14 protein-coding genes and 1 pseudogene are annotated in these 13,919 nt (G+C 57.7%); 2 read left to right on the top strand and 13 right to left on the bottom strand.

Annotated features, from left to right (window positions below):
• Positions 1-41: 41 nt before the first annotated feature.
• From HKD40_RS02900 to HKD40_RS02890, 4 genes and pseudogenes are all read right to left on the bottom strand, one after another.
• Positions 42-1,295, bottom strand: coding sequence for an FAD-binding oxidoreductase (locus HKD40_RS02900; protein WP_169194508.1), 1,254 nt, complete (start codon positions 1,293-1,295; stop codon positions 42-44).
• A gap of 196 nt (positions 1,296-1,491) precedes the next feature.
• On the bottom strand, positions 1,492-1,689 hold the full coding sequence (locus HKD40_RS17800) for a DUF1508 domain-containing protein (protein ID WP_248305898.1): 198 nt from the start codon (positions 1,687-1,689) through the stop codon (positions 1,492-1,494).
• Positions 1,675-1,857, bottom strand: a pseudogene (locus HKD40_RS17795) (DUF1508 domain-containing protein); the annotation flags it as partial. The pseudogene HKD40_RS17795 and the gene HKD40_RS17800, both read right to left, overlap by 15 nt.
• Positions 1,858-1,915: 58 nt before the next feature.
• Entirely contained in the window at positions 1,916-2,218 is a 303-nt protein-coding gene (locus tag HKD40_RS02890) for a SelT/SelW/SelH family protein (RefSeq protein ID WP_169194227.1), read from the bottom strand.
• 129 nt (positions 2,219-2,347) lie between these two features.
• Here HKD40_RS02890 and HKD40_RS02885 point away from each other — a divergent pair, with 129 nt between their 5' ends.
• Positions 2,348-3,259, top strand: a complete 912-nt coding sequence (locus HKD40_RS02885; protein ID WP_169194226.1) for an HNH endonuclease — start codon at positions 2,348-2,350, stop codon at positions 3,257-3,259.
• A 10-nt stretch (positions 3,260-3,269) separates the two neighbouring features.
• On the opposite strand, the gene HKD40_RS02880 is transcribed toward HKD40_RS02885, so the two are convergent.
• The 3 genes from HKD40_RS02880 to HKD40_RS02870 form a co-directional block, all read right to left on the bottom strand.
• On the bottom strand, positions 3,270-4,166 hold the full coding sequence (locus HKD40_RS02880; RefSeq protein WP_169194225.1) for an NAD(P)/FAD-dependent oxidoreductase: 897 nt from the start codon (positions 4,164-4,166) through the stop codon (positions 3,270-3,272).
• A 29-nt stretch (positions 4,167-4,195) separates the two neighbouring features.
• Complete coding sequence (locus tag HKD40_RS02875) at positions 4,196-4,630, bottom strand: Rrf2 family transcriptional regulator (RefSeq protein WP_169194224.1); 435 nt, start codon at positions 4,628-4,630, stop codon at positions 4,196-4,198.
• Between the two features lie 109 nt (positions 4,631-4,739).
• On the bottom strand, positions 4,740-5,867 hold the full coding sequence (locus HKD40_RS02870; RefSeq protein WP_169194223.1) for a Gfo/Idh/MocA family oxidoreductase: 1,128 nt from the start codon (positions 5,865-5,867) through the stop codon (positions 4,740-4,742).
• A 185-nt stretch (positions 5,868-6,052) separates the two neighbouring features.
• On the opposite strand from HKD40_RS02870, the gene HKD40_RS02865 reads away from it, so the two are divergent.
• Positions 6,053-7,117 carry a DUF4037 domain-containing protein gene (locus tag HKD40_RS02865; RefSeq protein WP_169194222.1) on the top strand — a complete coding sequence of 355 codons (1,065 nt, stop codon included), beginning with the start codon at positions 6,053-6,055 and terminating at the stop codon, positions 7,115-7,117.
• Positions 7,118-7,250: 133 nt separating this feature from the next.
• Here HKD40_RS02865 and HKD40_RS02860 read toward each other — a convergent pair whose 3' ends face one another.
• The 6 genes from HKD40_RS02860 to hydA all read right to left on the bottom strand — a co-directional run bounded on the left by HKD40_RS02860 (position 7,251) and on the right by hydA (position 13,890).
• Positions 7,251-8,126, bottom strand: coding sequence for a hypothetical protein (locus tag HKD40_RS02860; RefSeq protein ID WP_169194221.1), 876 nt, complete (start codon positions 8,124-8,126; stop codon positions 7,251-7,253).
• A gap of 240 nt (positions 8,127-8,366) precedes the next feature.
• On the bottom strand, positions 8,367-9,344 hold the full coding sequence (locus tag HKD40_RS02855) for an ABC transporter substrate-binding protein (RefSeq protein WP_169194220.1): 978 nt from the start codon (positions 9,342-9,344) through the stop codon (positions 8,367-8,369).
• A 21-nt stretch (positions 9,345-9,365) separates the two neighbouring features.
• Positions 9,366-10,454, bottom strand: a complete 1,089-nt coding sequence (locus tag HKD40_RS02850; protein WP_169194507.1) for an ABC transporter permease — start codon at positions 10,452-10,454, stop codon at positions 9,366-9,368.
• A gap of 20 nt (positions 10,455-10,474) precedes the next feature.
• Positions 10,475-11,344 carry an ABC transporter permease gene (locus HKD40_RS02845; protein ID WP_200213730.1) on the bottom strand — a complete coding sequence of 290 codons (870 nt, stop codon included), beginning with the start codon at positions 11,342-11,344 and terminating at the stop codon, positions 10,475-10,477.
• Positions 11,345-11,495: 151 nt separating this feature from the next.
• On the bottom strand, positions 11,496-12,284 hold the full coding sequence (locus tag HKD40_RS02840; RefSeq protein ID WP_169194219.1) for an ABC transporter ATP-binding protein: 789 nt from the start codon (positions 12,282-12,284) through the stop codon (positions 11,496-11,498).
• Positions 12,285-12,438: 154 nt separating this feature from the next.
• On the bottom strand, positions 12,439-13,890 hold the full coding sequence (hydA, locus tag HKD40_RS02835; protein ID WP_169194218.1) for a dihydropyrimidinase: 1,452 nt from the start codon (positions 13,888-13,890) through the stop codon (positions 12,439-12,441).
• Between the last annotated feature and the right edge of the window lie 29 nt (positions 13,891-13,919).

Below are 13,919 nucleotides of genomic sequence, written 5' to 3'. Positions count from 1 at the left end.
AAAAAGGGCGGCCAGTTGGTCGCCCTTTTGGTTTTCGATCGCTAGTGCAGGAAGCGCTCCATGCGGAATGGCGCGATGTTGATCGCAGTAGGCTCTCCGGTCATCGCCTGCGCCAGAAGTTCGCCCGTTGCTGGGCCGAGGGTGAACCCGTGGTGAGCGTGGCCAATGCCGACATAAAGCCCGTTATGACGTGGAGCTTTGCCAATGATCGGCATCATATCGGGCGTGCAGGGGCGCGCGCCCTTCCAGGGTTGCGGATCAACGCGCTCGCCGAGCGGGAAGATTTCACGCGCTTTGGCCTCGGCTTTGGCCAGCTGAACGGGCGTTGGTGCTGCATCGCGCAGCGCAAACTCCGCACCCGTCGTGATGCGCACGCCGCGCGCCATGGGCGCCATAGCGTAGCCGACCTCGGGGTCGAGCAGTGTGTGCCCAAGGGTGGCATTGCCCTCAAGCGTATAATGCATGTGGTAGCCGCGCTTAACAAAAAGCGGCAGGCGATAGCCTAAGGGTTCGAGCACATCGGGTGCCCATGGGCCGAGCGTGACGACAGCCTGCTTGCCGGTGACGGTCGTGCCGTTGACCTTGGTCGACCACACGCCTGCACTCTCGGAAAGGTCGGAGGCCGCGCCCTTGATGAAGGTGCCACCCATCGCGCGGAAGAGCTCAAAATAAGCTGTCACGAGGGCACCCGGGTCGCTCACCGTCCACGGGTCTGTCCAATGAATAGCGCCGACGATTTTGCTCGTGACATAAGGTTCGATGGCGCTGAGTGCGGCGTGATCGACGACTTTGTACCCGACACCAAACAGCTCGTTATCGCGCTTGGCTTTGGCCGCTTCTGCCTGAAGTTTTTCGGGCGTGCGGAAGGCCAAATACCAACCCTCGCGCTTGATGAGCTTTTCTGCATCGGGCCCGGCGGCGTTGATTAGATCGGAATGGGCGTCAATTGAGCGACCGATGAGCGGCGCATAATTTTCCACCACACGGCGATAGTGTTCGGGGGAGGATTCCCACCAATAGCGGAGCAATGGTGGCGCCAGCTTGGGCAAGGCAAGAGGGGCATAGCGAGCCGCAACGGAGAGATGAAGGCCCACTTGAGCCAATGTGTGCAGATCACGTGGGAAAGGGTGCGGGCGAACGCCCTCACGCTGGATGATGCCGGCATTGCCAAATGAGGTCTCGCGGCCCGGGTCATTTTTATCAATGATGGTGACGCTTCGGCCGCGACGCAGCAGATGGATCCCAGTTGAAATACCAACAATACCAGCACCAAGGATAATGACGTCGTTCATAATGCCCGCCTTTCAATAGCCCAAAGCTAGAGCAAATTTTTCTCTTCTGCCACTCGGAGGGCGTAGAAAAAGACTATCGCGCTGTGGCTGATCTTGCCGGGTTTGGAGAAGAATAAGGCGCGGGCTGAAGTTGACCAAAGGAAAAGCCCGTGGCGATTACCACGGGCTGAGAAGTGTTCCGTCCGTGACAGTTGTGAGCCTATGCTTCAGCCACGTCTGCGTCTGGGCCGCGTTCTTGCAGCGATTTGATCGCGTTTTTAGCAGAAGCTTTCGAGGTATAGGTCTCGGTGCGGACCATGGTCTCGCCATTGGAGGCGACGAAGCGCACGAAATGCTGGCCGTCCTTGGAGGCCACGATTTCAAAGCGATAGCCCGAGCCGGTCTCGTCTTTGGACAGATCGACCGTTGGTGCGGCTGGCGCGTTTTTCTTCAGGCTTTCAATGGCGCTCTTGGCCGAGGCCTTTTGCTTGTAGTTTTCGGACCAGAAGATTTTTTCCGAATTATAGGAGAAATCAAATTTGAACTGGTCGTTGGCTGCGCCGGTAATATTGAAACGATGTGGCATGACGAAATGTCCCCTCCGTGAGTCGGCCTCGTAAGACTAGCGCAGGCTAAGTTGTTGGTCAGCCCTCGATTGTGGGCGCGCGGACGCTGTCGGTATGGCCGAGGCTGCGTTCCGGATCAATCCGATCGCGCACCATTTGCTTGAGCACGCGACTATCGGGAAATCCGCCATTGGCCTTGCGCTCCCAGACGAGATCTTGCCCGAAGTGGATCTCAAATATGCCGCCGGTGCCGGGGATAAGCGTTACCGAGCCCAACGTGTCACTAAAGGTCGAGAGCAGTTCCTGCGCCATCCAGGCCGACCGCAGCATCCAATTGCATTGGGTGCAGTAGGTGATGGTGATCGCAAGTTTTTCAGACATGGTGTGCTCGGTGCTGTTTGGGTGAAACATGCCAAATCGGGGTCGGGCTGGGTAGGAGCAAATTCGGGTCGCAAAAATCTTGCTTGGTATGAATACTTAGGGTGTAGTGGACCTCGCGGGGAGGCGTGCATGGCATTTGGGGTGTTCATACATAGAGCTGACTCGGTATATGATGACCTGCCAGCGGAGAAGTATCAGTTTCCGGCTATCTATTTAAAGCGCGCGGCCCAATTTGAAGGCGATTGGATCGTCTATTATGAGCCGACCAAAGTGCGCAATTCGCGCGGCTATTTTGCTATTGCTCGAGTTAGTAAGATTGTCTCCGACCCGAGCGCAGAGGGAATGTATCTCGCACTGATTGAACCGGGGAGCTATTGGGAATTCCCAAACTCGGTCCCGTTTGCGGACGCTAATGGGGTGGTCGAGAGCGGGGTGCTCAATGATGCAGGACGTATTTCTGGTCGCGCGCAGTCTGCCGTCCGTCCAATATCAAAATCTGATTTCGACGCGATCCGAGAGCGCGGCCTCTGGGGCGTAGGCGATGAACTTCCGCGTAATGACGGAGATTACGCCAGTGTGGACGAGAACGAATTTGCAGAAGCGTACCAGGCGCCGTTTGCTGGAGAGTTTGACCGCGAGCAGGTCATTGTTTCAGGCAAAAAATGGCGCCGCGATAAGATCTTCAGGCAGTTGATCCTGAAAGCCTATGACAAGCGCTGCGCCATTACGGGAATGAAATTGATCAATGGCGGCGGTCGTGCGGAGGTGCAAGCTGCTCATATCAGGTCGGTCGATCAAAAAGGTCCCGACAGTGTCAATAACGGCATGGCACTATCTGGAACCGTCCACTGGATGTTCGACCGAGGGCTCATCGCGGTGGAAGATGACTTGTCGATTGTCATCTCCCGTCATGTGAATGACCGCGATAGTGTCGAAGGCCTTATCAATCGTACAGGTCGTTTGGTTGGCCCTGTGCTTGGCCGCGATAGGCCGCACCCCGCCTATCTCGCGTGGCACAGAGAGCATCGTTATAAGTGCTAGGCCCTTCCCCCTAAAACCCCTTGAGCATGGATTGTTGGAGCCCGATGGCGGCCATGGAGCCGGCGTGGGTGGAGATGGTCACTGAATGCATGCCGGTGGCGAGGTCGCCGGCTGCAAAGATGCCCGGGCGGGAGGTTTGCTGCATGCCTTCTACCGTGATCATTGAGCCGGTAAATGTTTCGCTGGTGACCAGACCCAGTTGCTCATGAAGATTGGCTGAAGGGCGGTTGCGCGGATGGGCGAAAAGCGCGTCGAGAGCGAGCGTTTTGCCATTGTCCAGCGTCACGGCTTTGACCGTGCCATTGACCTGATCGATAGCGCTCAACTTGCCATCTTCTATCGCAATTCCGGAGGCCAAAATTTTATCGCGTATTTCGGGCTCGATCTGATGCCCATCGAGAATGAGGGTCAACTGGTCAGTCCAATCGCGGTACAGCGCCAGAGCATGCAGCGCGGGCGCGCCAGCATAGAGTAGGGCCCAACGCTGCCCGGCCACTTCATAGCCGTGGCAGAAGGGGCAGTGGATGACAGTTTTGCCCCAAGCTTCGGCAAAGCCGGGAATGGCTGGGAATTCGTCGGTAATGCCATACGCGAGCAGCAGGCGACGGCTGGTGATTGTCTCGCCCGCGTCTGTGGTCACGGTGAATGCGTCGGGCGCGCCGGAAGCCGTTTGGGCCTTGGCCGCAATCAGTTTTACCGTGGGATAGGTGGCGAGCTGTGCCCGTGCTGTCGCGAGAATCTGCGACGGTGGCACGCCATCGAAGCCAAAAATATTATGCGCCTCGTGGGCGTATCGATTGCGATTGAGACCAGTGTCGAGCACGGTGACTTGGCGGCGACCGCGACCCAGCTGCAAGGCGGCAGCAAGCCCCGCAAAGCTGCCCCCGATGATGGTGACATCTTCCATGATAAACTCCAGAGTTAAATGTGACAGCGCTAGAGGGTCTTGAACCCGGCGCTTATCGCTTCTGTCGCCAAATCGCTGAGACGAGTGCGGGCAAGCCGCGCTGACAGCAGCGTTTCGGCGTCTTCAAGAAATTCGTGCATGACCCGGTCAACGGAGCGCACAATCGCGCAAGAGCAGTCGCCCGGATCGCTTTCGGTGCGGACGAGAAGACGCTCGCCCAAAGCTTGATAAATGTCGCGCAAGGTGATCTCGCCTGCGGGGCGGGAGAGGCTCCAGCCACCGGTCGGTCCCTTGCTGGCCTTCACGATATCGGCGTCCCGCAGCTCTCCCAAAATGCGGCGCACTACCACCGGGTTGGTTTGTAGGCATGTCGCCAGATCCGCCGAGGAGACGGTTTTGTCTGGCTGCGCCTGCAAATGCACCAAGGCATGGAGGGCGGTGGAGAGACGACTGGAACGCTTCATGTAACTTTTATAGTTACATATAAGGGCTAGCGTCAAGGGTCAAAAAAAGACCCCGGGCGAACCCGGGGTTGAGGCTGGGAGAGATGGAGTGAAGTGACGAAAAGTCTGCCTACCCTAACCGTCCATTCGTCAAGCTGGACGCTAGAGGTTCCGGCCGCTCGACCGGCGTCTTGATGAAGACGGTACGGTTTTCACGAGCCGAAATTTCAAAGGCTTCCATGACTTCAAGAACATGGAGGGCCAGATCGCCATTGGCACGGTGTGGGCGATTGTCCAAAATGGCTTGCGCCATATCGGCGACGCCGAGCGAGCGATAATTGCCGTCGGCATAAGGTTGCTCGACAGCAACGTTGGTCCAGGTTTCGTCGCGACCGCGTTTGCGCAGTTCAACCTCGCCGCCGAAGAAATTCGGGTCTGGGACAATCAGTGTCTGTTCGGTGCCGTAGATTTCGAGCGGCACATGCTTTTGAGCGGCGACGTCAAAGGACATGGCGACCTGCACGATTGCGCCACTGGCAAAACCCAAAGAACCGGTGACGTGTGTGTCGACCAGTACGGGCATTTTTTGACCGTTCTTGGGAGCTGAGGTGATTGTGCGTTCGTTGCGGAGGCGCGAGCTCATGCCCACGACACGCTCGACCGGCCCCAAAAGATTGACGAGATCGGTGATGTAATAGGGGCCCATATCGAGCATGGGGCCGCCGCCGATGTCATAGTAAAAAGCCGGATCTGGATGCCAGCTTTCGTGGCCTGGGCATTGGAAATAGGCTGTGCCACCAATGATGGTGCCAAGCGCGCCGCTATCGATGACAGCACGCGCCTGCTGATGCGAACCGCCCAAGAAGGTATCCGGAGCAGAGCCGATACGAAGACCGGCCTTCTTGGCAGCGTTGAGAAGGGTTTGGCCTTCTTCAAAAGTGATGCCGAAGGGTTTTTCGGAATACACATGCTTGCCAGCGAAGAGGCATTTTAGCCCCACATCGACATGGGCCCTTGGAATGGTGAGGTTAATGACGAGCTGGATCTCGGGATCGGCGAGCAGCGCTTCAATGCTTTTCGCTGCGAGCCCAAACTCGTTGGCGCGCGCTTGAGCCGCTTCCGGACGCACGTCAGCCAAGGCCTTCACGTTCAATACCGGAAAGCCGGATAGGCCATCTTTGCCCAAGATTGCCTTCAAATAGGCCGACGAAATATTGCCGGTACCGATAATTCCGATACCCAGGCTCTTGCCCGACATAAGCGCACTCCTCCCAGATGTACGTACGTCAACCTAACCAAGCGCAATGTGTTCGGGAAGGGATATTGTATGATTTTTGTATCGTTTTCATCACCCGTTCGGGCAGCGAGAAAATGACGCCATGCTTTTGGCAGTTTACTGCCGGTGCGAACTGCGCGACGCTTGGATGAGGTGAGGGAGATGCCATGCAAGGGATCACATTATCGCGCCGGTTCTATGAGGACTTGGTGGCTCCGTTTCTGGCGGAGCGAGTGCCGAACATGCCCTATGCCGCAGCGTTGTTGGGATTTGGCTCCGACGTCTTGGGCTATGACGATGAGATGTCGCGCGACCACAATTGGGGCCCGCGGGTCCATATTATCGTCAGCGAGGCCGATTTTGACGCGCATGCGCGCGCGTTGGTCGTCGGTTTCATCGCCCACGCGCCGCAGAGCCTGCATGGCGAGCCTATCGCGTGGCGATCGCGCCCGCATCCGCCCGCCAACCGTCGTTGGGCTGCTGGTGATATGGGTCACGGGCTGGAGGTCCACACCCTAGCTGGGCGCTTGGAGGATCATTTTGCGCGCGGCGATATCAATTGGACCGCTAGCGACTGGTTGGGCGTTCCTGAACAAAAGCTCTTGGAGTTTTGTGGCGGCGCAGTGTTTCGGGACGACGCTGGCACGCTCACCGCTGCGCGCGACGCGTTGGCCTATTTGCCCGATGATGTGTGGCACTATAAAATCGCCGCGCAATGGGCGCGGATCGGGGAAGAACAGGCCTTTGTCGGGCGCACCGGGATGAATGGGGATGATCTTGGCTCGCGCATTATTGCGGCGCGTTTGGTGCGGGACGTGATGCGCTTGGCCTATCTGCTGGAACGGCAGTATGCGCCCTATGCCAAATGGTTCGGCACTGGCTTTGCCCAACTGACAGTTTCCGACAAGCTTAGACCTGTGCTGGAGCGCGTGTTGGGCGCAAAATACTGGGGCGAGCGCGAAAGTGCCTTGGCGGACGCGTATCTGCTGATGGCGCAATTGCAAAAATCCCTCAACATCGCCCCGTTTGACGGAAAGATTGGGCCCTATCACGAGCGTGGATTTCAAACGATCAATGTGGAAGCGGCCGTCGAGGCGGCGCTTGCCAAGATTGGCGATAGTACCCTTCTGGCGCGCTTTCCCTTTGGAGGGATCGATCAGCTCTCCGATGCCACCCCTGTGCTGGATCGTGCCGCTGTCTCACGGCGGGTGAACTCGGCAATCGAAAACTAAAACGGCCCTCTTTGGGGAGGGCCGTTAAATAGGCTAGGTCACGAGAAAAATAATAATGATCAGCCAAATCGGCACGCCGAGAAGCCAGAGAGCGAGACCTTTGAACATGGTGTTCTCCTTGTTTCTTTAAGCGCTAGAAGCGGCGGAAGACGCCAGCGTGAACGGTGTTTTCGTCGCGATGATTGCCGCCCTTCTGGGCCGCCCAGAACGCGCCAATGGCCGAAACCAAAGACGATGCTGCGATCAGGAAGGCGGCGAGAATGCCCGTGTTGCGGGCCACACGGGCCGCTTCAAGTGCGGTGGCGCGGGCCTCGGCAATCGTTGCGTTCACTTGATCAACGCGCGCTTCAGCTTCAGCTGGGGGCAGTGCGGTGGTCGAGGCGACAAGGCCAACAAGATAGCTGCGGTCTTCGGTGCTGATCTCACCATCGGTGAGGGCTGATTGCGCATAGATCCGTAGAGCTTCGTCACGGGCGACGCCGGGATCGACCGGAATGCTGGCACGGAACAGAGTGTCGACAAAATAATCATTGGGGCTTGAGTCATCGGCAGCCATTGCTGTGGCCGCAGTTGTTGCTGCACTGCCCACAGCGGAGCCAAGGGCCCCAATGCCGCCGACAGCCAGCGCTGCACCAAAAATCATCGCGCCGCCCCAGACCAAGAGGCCATGGGCACCATCGCGCAGGTCGGATTCATCGGCGGTGGCGTCGAATTTGCGGCGACGCAATCTGCCAGTGAGATAGCCTCCGGCCATAAAGCTGGAGATCTGGATCCAGAGAAACCAGAGGGCGGCTCCTATGCCGACGAGCCAGACTGGAGCGCCGTCGCGACCATGAAAGTCGACAAAGTTAAGTCCAATGGCAGAACCAAAGCTAATCAGGACCAGCGAGATAGCGGTGGCCAGAACGATCCCCGCAATAATCGCGGGCCAATCGACATAGCTGCTTTCTGCTACAGGCGCGGGAGCGGTGTCTATGACGGTAACACCGGGGGGCGTGTTGAGTGCCATGAGATGCTCCTCCCTTTCGCTCAAGCCAAGCCGATAAAGGAAAGAATGGCGAGGACGATTACGACCAGACCAACGAGGTAAATAATGGAGTTCATCGATAAGCCTCTCTTTGGATTTGTATCCAAGAGGTAATCCCTTGTCAGGCTGGATGGTTCCGGTGGTCGCCGCAAAGCTGCCGCAAGATAAACAAAAGCGGGAGCCCAAAGGCCCCCGCTCTGCAAAGCTGATTGGCTAGAAAACTTACTTCAGCGCGTCGGTGACGACAGTGGTGTAAGCGCCTTCTGGCAGAGCCTTGACGATCTTCTGGTCGAGGAGTGCTTTGACGGTACGATCATAGGTCGCCATGTCGAGCGCAGCGTCATCTGGGTCGACGAGCTTGGTCACTTCCTTGACCATGTAGAGCTGGTGCGCCAGTTCGGCGGCGCCGGTTTCGTCGGCGTCGACAACGATCTGGGCGGCCTCATCTGGGTTCTCGAGCGCATAGCCCCAGCCCTTCATCGAAGCGCGAACAAAGCGGGCATAGGCGTCAACCTTGGCCGGATCCTTCAGGCTGTCTTCCATGACGTAGAGACCATCTTCGAGAAGGTCATTACCCATTTCGGTGTAGTTGAAGATGGTGAGATTGTCTGGGCTGTAGCCAGCATCCAGCGCCTGACCGTATTCGTTATAGGTCATCACCGAGATACAATCTGCCTGACCCTGGATCATCGGCTGGACGTCAAAGCTTTGCTGCAGCACGGTGACGCCGCCTGCCGAACCATCGGTGGCCAGACCGAGCTTATTCATCCAAGCAAAGAACGGATATTCATTGCCGAAGAACCAAACGCCGAGCGTCTTCCCGGGGAAGTCGGCTTCGGTTTTGACGCCGGTTTCAGTCGGGCAGATCATCATCAGGCCAGCGCGCTTATAGGGCTGGGCGATGTTGACGAGCGGCACGCCGCTTTCGCGCGCGGCCATGCCTGCTGCCATCCAGGTGACGATAATGTCGGCGCCGCCGCCAGCGATCACCTGTTCTGGGGCGATGTTGGGGCCGCCGGGAAGAATGGTGATGTCGAGGTCTTCTTCGTCATAAAAGCCCTTGGCTTCTGCAACGAGATAGCCCGCAAACTGGGCTTGCGTGACCCACTTCAGCTGCAGGGTGAGTGCGTCTGCAGACAGTGCTGAACTTGCCGACATAACCATTGCGGTTGCGACAAGGCCTCCAAGAATTTTCTTCATTTTTGCGTTCCCGTTTCCCTTTTACGCCCGTCCACCACGGACAGACGGATGCCAGAAGGTGACACCTCTCTCGATGAGAGCGATGACACCGTAGAAGGCGGACCCCGCGACCGCCGCAACAGCGATCTCCGCCCAGACCAGATCAATGGCCAAACGGCCAACACCGGTCGAAATTCGGAAGCCCATTCCCACGACGGGCGTCCCGAAAAACTCCGCTACGATTGCGCCGATCAAGGCCAAGGTCGAATTGATCTTGAGGGCGTTGAATATGAAGGGGCCCGCAGCGGGGAGCCTGAGCTTCATAAGGGTTTGCCAATAGTTGGCGGCATAGGTGTGCATGAGATCGCGCTCGATGGACGAGGCTGCGTTGAGCCCGGCCACCGTGTTGATCAACATGGGGAAGAAGGTCATGGCGACCACGACCGCAGCTTTACTCTGCCAATCGAAACCGAACCACATGACCATAATCGGCGCGATCCCGATGATTGGAAGCGCCGACATGAAATTGCCAATCGGCATGATGCCCGCCTTCAAGAAGGGCGAGCGATCAACCGCAATGGCAACAAGGAGACCGGCAAGACAGCCAATGGCATAGCCGGGCAGCACGGATTTGATGAAAGTCTGAATGAAGTCCTGAGTTAGAATATAGGTCTCGGCCGCCATGCGGGCGGCAATGGCTGAAGGGGAAGGCAGAAGCACGGGCGGCACGCCTGCGCCGCGCGTGATGACTTCCCAAACGATGAGCAGGGCTAGGCCAAATATGGTTGGAATGACCAGCCCCGTGCCGGTGTGCGGCAGTTTTCCTAAGCGAATGGCGGTGGAGAGCTCTTCAACGAACAACCAAGAGAATGCCCAAGCCGAGATCAGCGCTAACCAATGATGGCCGGGCATCGTGCCTTCAGCAGGCAAGGAAGCGATGAGGGCATAGGCGCCAAACACCATCAGTACGCCGTCGACCCAGATCGGCAGTGGCTTTTTAAAGCGGATGAGCGTGAGTGCCCCCGCGATAAAGAAGATCAGCAGCAGTGGCGCGGCACTCAGACTGGTCAATGACAAGACCAAGCCAAGCGCGGCGCTGCCCCCTGCAACACTTGCGAGAAGCTTTTGCATGGGTGTGAAAGCGAGCGAAATCATGCGCGTGCTCCCATGCGAGCGTTGACGTATTTTTCAGCCGAACCGACCAGCGCCACCAAGACGGCGGCAATCCCTGCGGCCAAGAACAGCGCCGCCCAGATTTGCACGGTTTGACCATTGTAGGAGCCCGTGAGCAAACGCACGCCAAGGCCACCACCGGCGGCATTGGACAGCTCTGCCACCACGGCGCCGATCAGCGAAATGGCAATGCCAACCTTCATCGAGGCGAAGAGGAAAGGCATGGCCGCTGGCCAGCGCAGCTTCCAGAACACCTGCCAGGAATTGGCATCATAGGTGCGCATCAGATCGAGCTGAATATTCTCCGGCGAACGCAGCCCCTTCACCATGCCGACAACGACGGGGAAGAAGGAGAGATACATGGATATCAACGCCTTAGGGATCATGCCCGTGAGGCCGACGGCCCCCAACCCCACCACAATCATCGGCGCGACCGCCAAAATTGGAATGGTCTGGCTGGCAATGATCCACGGCATCAAAGAGCGGTCGGTGGCATCATTGTGAATGATTGCGACGGCCAACAGCACGCCCAAAACCGTGCCAAAGGCGAAGCCGAGAAGCGTCGCTGAGAGGGTGATCCAACTGTGATAGGCGAGCGAGCGCTTGGAGGTGAGATCCATAGCCACCGTTGCGCTCCAAATCTCGGAAAACACCTGATGGGGCGCTGGCAGCACAGGTTTGGCCTGCGCCCAAGTTTGCTGGGCAAACTCGGTGAAGGGCACATTTTCGAGATTTGCGCGGGTGTTGAGCGTGTTCTGCCAGGGCGCGTTCATATGGATCGCCATCGCGTACCAAAAGGCGACAATGGCGATGAGAATGGTGAGAACGGGGAGGATGCGGTTCAGCATGGGGGCGATACCCCCACCCAACCTCCCCCTGTGAGGGGGAGGGGTTGAGCTGGTGATTTTAAACGCGGCGTACCCGAGACACCATCTGATCGCTCTCCCTCATCGGGGGAGGCTAGATGGAGGCCTTCATGATGAAGAGAAAGAAGCATGGCTATACATGCTCCTCGTCATAGGAATGACCGGCCCGCAGGCCGTCACGCACACGGGCGGCGATTTCCAAGAACTCAGGCGTTTCGCGAATGTCGAGCGGCCGCTCCTTGGGCAGCGTGCTCTCGATAATGTCGGTGACGCGGCCTGGACGCGGGGACATGACGACGATCTTAGTCGACAGATACACCGCCTCGGGAATGGAGTGGGTGACAAAGCAAATGGTTTTTTCGGTCCGCGCCCAAAGTTTTAAAAGCTCGGAATTGAGGTGGTCTCGGACGATCTCGTCGAGCGCACCAAAGGGCTCGTCCATCAGTAGAAGATCGGCATCAAAGCTGAGCGCGCGAGCGATGGAGGCACGTTGCTGCATGCCACCCGAGAGTTGCCATGGGTATTTCTTCTCAAAGCCGGAAAGGTTCACCAGCTCCATGGTGCGCTTGATGCGTTTGGCCTGTTCACTGGCGGAATGCCCCATAATCTCGAGCGGCAGGGCGACGTTTTTTTCAATGGTGCGCCACGGATAGAGCGCGGCGGCCTGAAACACATAGCCATAGGAGCGGTCTTTCCGCGCCTGCTCGGCAGTCTTTCCGTTGACGGTCAAAGTGCCGGATGTGGGGCGTTCAAGATCGGCAATGGTGCGCAAAAATGTCGTTTTTCCGCAGCCGGAGGGGCCAATAAAAGAAACAAACTCACCCTTGTTGATGGTCAAATTGACGTCAGAGAGCGCAACAACGTCGCCGTCGCCGGTGGGGAAGGTGAGGCCAAGATTTTGAGCGTGAACGACAGTGGTCATTGCGCAGAGGCCCCCTCACCCGACGCGTTGCGTCGACCTCTACCCCAGGGGGAGAGGTTAACCAGTGCACCCTCTTCACCTCTCCCTAGGGGGAAAGGTCGGCCCATTGGGCCGGGTGAGGGGGCCTTCGGTAGAAAACTAGTCAAAAAAGTCATCAAACCCCCGTCGCTGGGATGCCAGCGCGTTCGATCTTGCGAGGAGAGACGATGTCCTTCCACGTGCTGAGCGCGCGGTTGACCGGGTTCTTGGCTTCACGCGCCACAAACTTGCCGTGGCCGTGCTCGCCCTGGAACTTGTCTTCGATGACCGAGACATGGCCGCGGGTCAGCACAAAACGCGGCATCCCCTTGCATTCAAAGCCTTCAAACACGTTGTATTCGATGACCGATTGCTGGCTCTTGGCCGAAATGGTCTTGGTGCGTTCCGGGTCCCAGACGATGAGATCGGCATCGGCGCCAACCAGCACTGCGCCCTTCTTTGGGTACATGTTGAGGATTTTGGCGATATTGGTCGAGGTTACGGCGACGAATTCGTTCATGGTCAGACGACCGGTATTGACGCCAGCGGTCCACAGCACAGGCAGGCGATCTTCAAGACCGCCGGTGCCGTTTGGTATTTTTGAGAAATTTCCAATGCCATTGCGCTTCTGCTCGGAGGTAAAGGCGCAGTGGTCGGTGGCAACGCAGGAGAGCGAGCCGGATTGCAAGCCTGCCCAGAGCGAGTCCTGGTGCTGTTTATTGCGGAACGGAGGAGACATGACGCGGCGGGCGGCGTGGTCCCAATCGGGATTGAAATATTCACTTTCATCCAGCGTCAGGTGTTGGATCAGCGGCTCGCCATAAACGCGCATGCCCTTGGCGCGGGCGCGGCGGATGGCTTCGTGGGCCTGCTCGCAAGAAGTGTGAACGACATAGAGCGGCACACCCGCCATATCGGCCAGCATAATGGCGCGGTTGGTGGCTTCCCCTTCCACTTCTGGCGGGCGAGAATAGGCGTGGCCTTCAGGGCCGGTATTGCCTTCTGCGAGAAGCTTTGCCGTCATCGCAGCGACAATATCGCCGTTTTCAGCATGAACGAGGGGCAGTGCACCAAGGTCGGCGCAGCGCTGGAACGAGGAGAACATCTCATCGTCGTTCACCATCAGGCTGCCCTTATAGGCCATGAAATGCTTGAACGAGGTGATGCCCCGATCGACCACCTCGGCCATTTCGTCAAAAACCTGCTCGCCCCACCAGGTGACGGCCATGTGGAAGGAATAGTCGGCATAGGCTTTGCCGGTTTTATTGTCCCACATTTTGAGCGCTTCTAAGAGGCTCTGGTTGGGATTGGGCAGGCAAAAATCGATGACCATTGTGGTGCCGCCCATAAGGCCAGCGCGCGTACCACTTTCAAAATCATCGGCAGAATACGTGCCCATAAAGGGCATTTCGAGGTGGGTATGCGGATCAATTCCGCCGGGCATGATGTAACAGCCGGTCGCGTCCAAAACCTCATCGCCGGAGAGGTTGTCGCCGATCTCAACGATCACATCTCCTTCGATTTTCACGTCGGCTTTGTAGGTCAGGTCGGCCGTGACCACCGTGCCGTTCTTGATAACTTTACTCATTGTCGTTCCCTCTAAAGTCTGCCCGATCC

The organism is Devosia sp. MC1541, from assembly GCF_012847305.1.
Classification (GTDB): Bacteria; Pseudomonadota; Alphaproteobacteria; order Rhizobiales; family Devosiaceae; genus Devosia.
Note: the sequence above shows the minus strand (reverse complement) of the source record. Positions and strands in the feature narration are given on the sequence as shown.

Coding starts and splice junctions, on each gene's coding strand:
- HKD40_RS02855 (WP_169194220.1), bottom strand. CDS start 9,344: ATGAAGAAAATTCTTGGAGGCCTTGTCGCAACCGCAATGGTTATGTCG.
- HKD40_RS02875 (WP_169194224.1), bottom strand. CDS start 4,630: ATGAAGCGTTCCAGTCGTCTCTCCACCGCCCTCCATGCCTTGGTGCAT.
- HKD40_RS02840 (WP_169194219.1), bottom strand. CDS start 12,284: ATGACCACTGTCGTTCACGCTCAAAATCTTGGCCTCACCTTCCCCACC.
- HKD40_RS02860 (WP_169194221.1), bottom strand. CDS start 8,126: ATGGCACTCAACACGCCCCCCGGTGTTACCGTCATAGACACCGCTCCC.
- HKD40_RS02870 (WP_169194223.1), bottom strand. CDS start 5,867: ATGTCGGGCAAGAGCCTGGGTATCGGAATTATCGGTACCGGCAATATT.
- HKD40_RS02880 (WP_169194225.1), bottom strand. CDS start 4,166: ATGGAAGATGTCACCATCATCGGGGGCAGCTTTGCGGGGCTTGCTGCC.
- HKD40_RS02885 (WP_169194226.1), top strand. CDS start 2,348: ATGGCATTTGGGGTGTTCATACATAGAGCTGACTCGGTATATGATGAC.
- HKD40_RS02865 (WP_169194222.1), top strand. CDS start 6,053: ATGCAAGGGATCACATTATCGCGCCGGTTCTATGAGGACTTGGTGGCT.
- HKD40_RS02845 (WP_200213730.1), bottom strand. CDS start 11,344: ATGCTGAACCGCATCCTCCCCGTTCTCACCATTCTCATCGCCATTGTC.
- HKD40_RS02890 (WP_169194227.1), bottom strand. CDS start 2,218: ATGTCTGAAAAACTTGCGATCACCATCACCTACTGCACCCAATGCAAT.
- hydA (WP_169194218.1), bottom strand. CDS start 13,890: ATGAGTAAAGTTATCAAGAACGGCACGGTGGTCACGGCCGACCTGACC.
- HKD40_RS02850 (WP_169194507.1), bottom strand. CDS start 10,454: ATGCAAAAGCTTCTCGCAAGTGTTGCAGGGGGCAGCGCCGCGCTTGGC.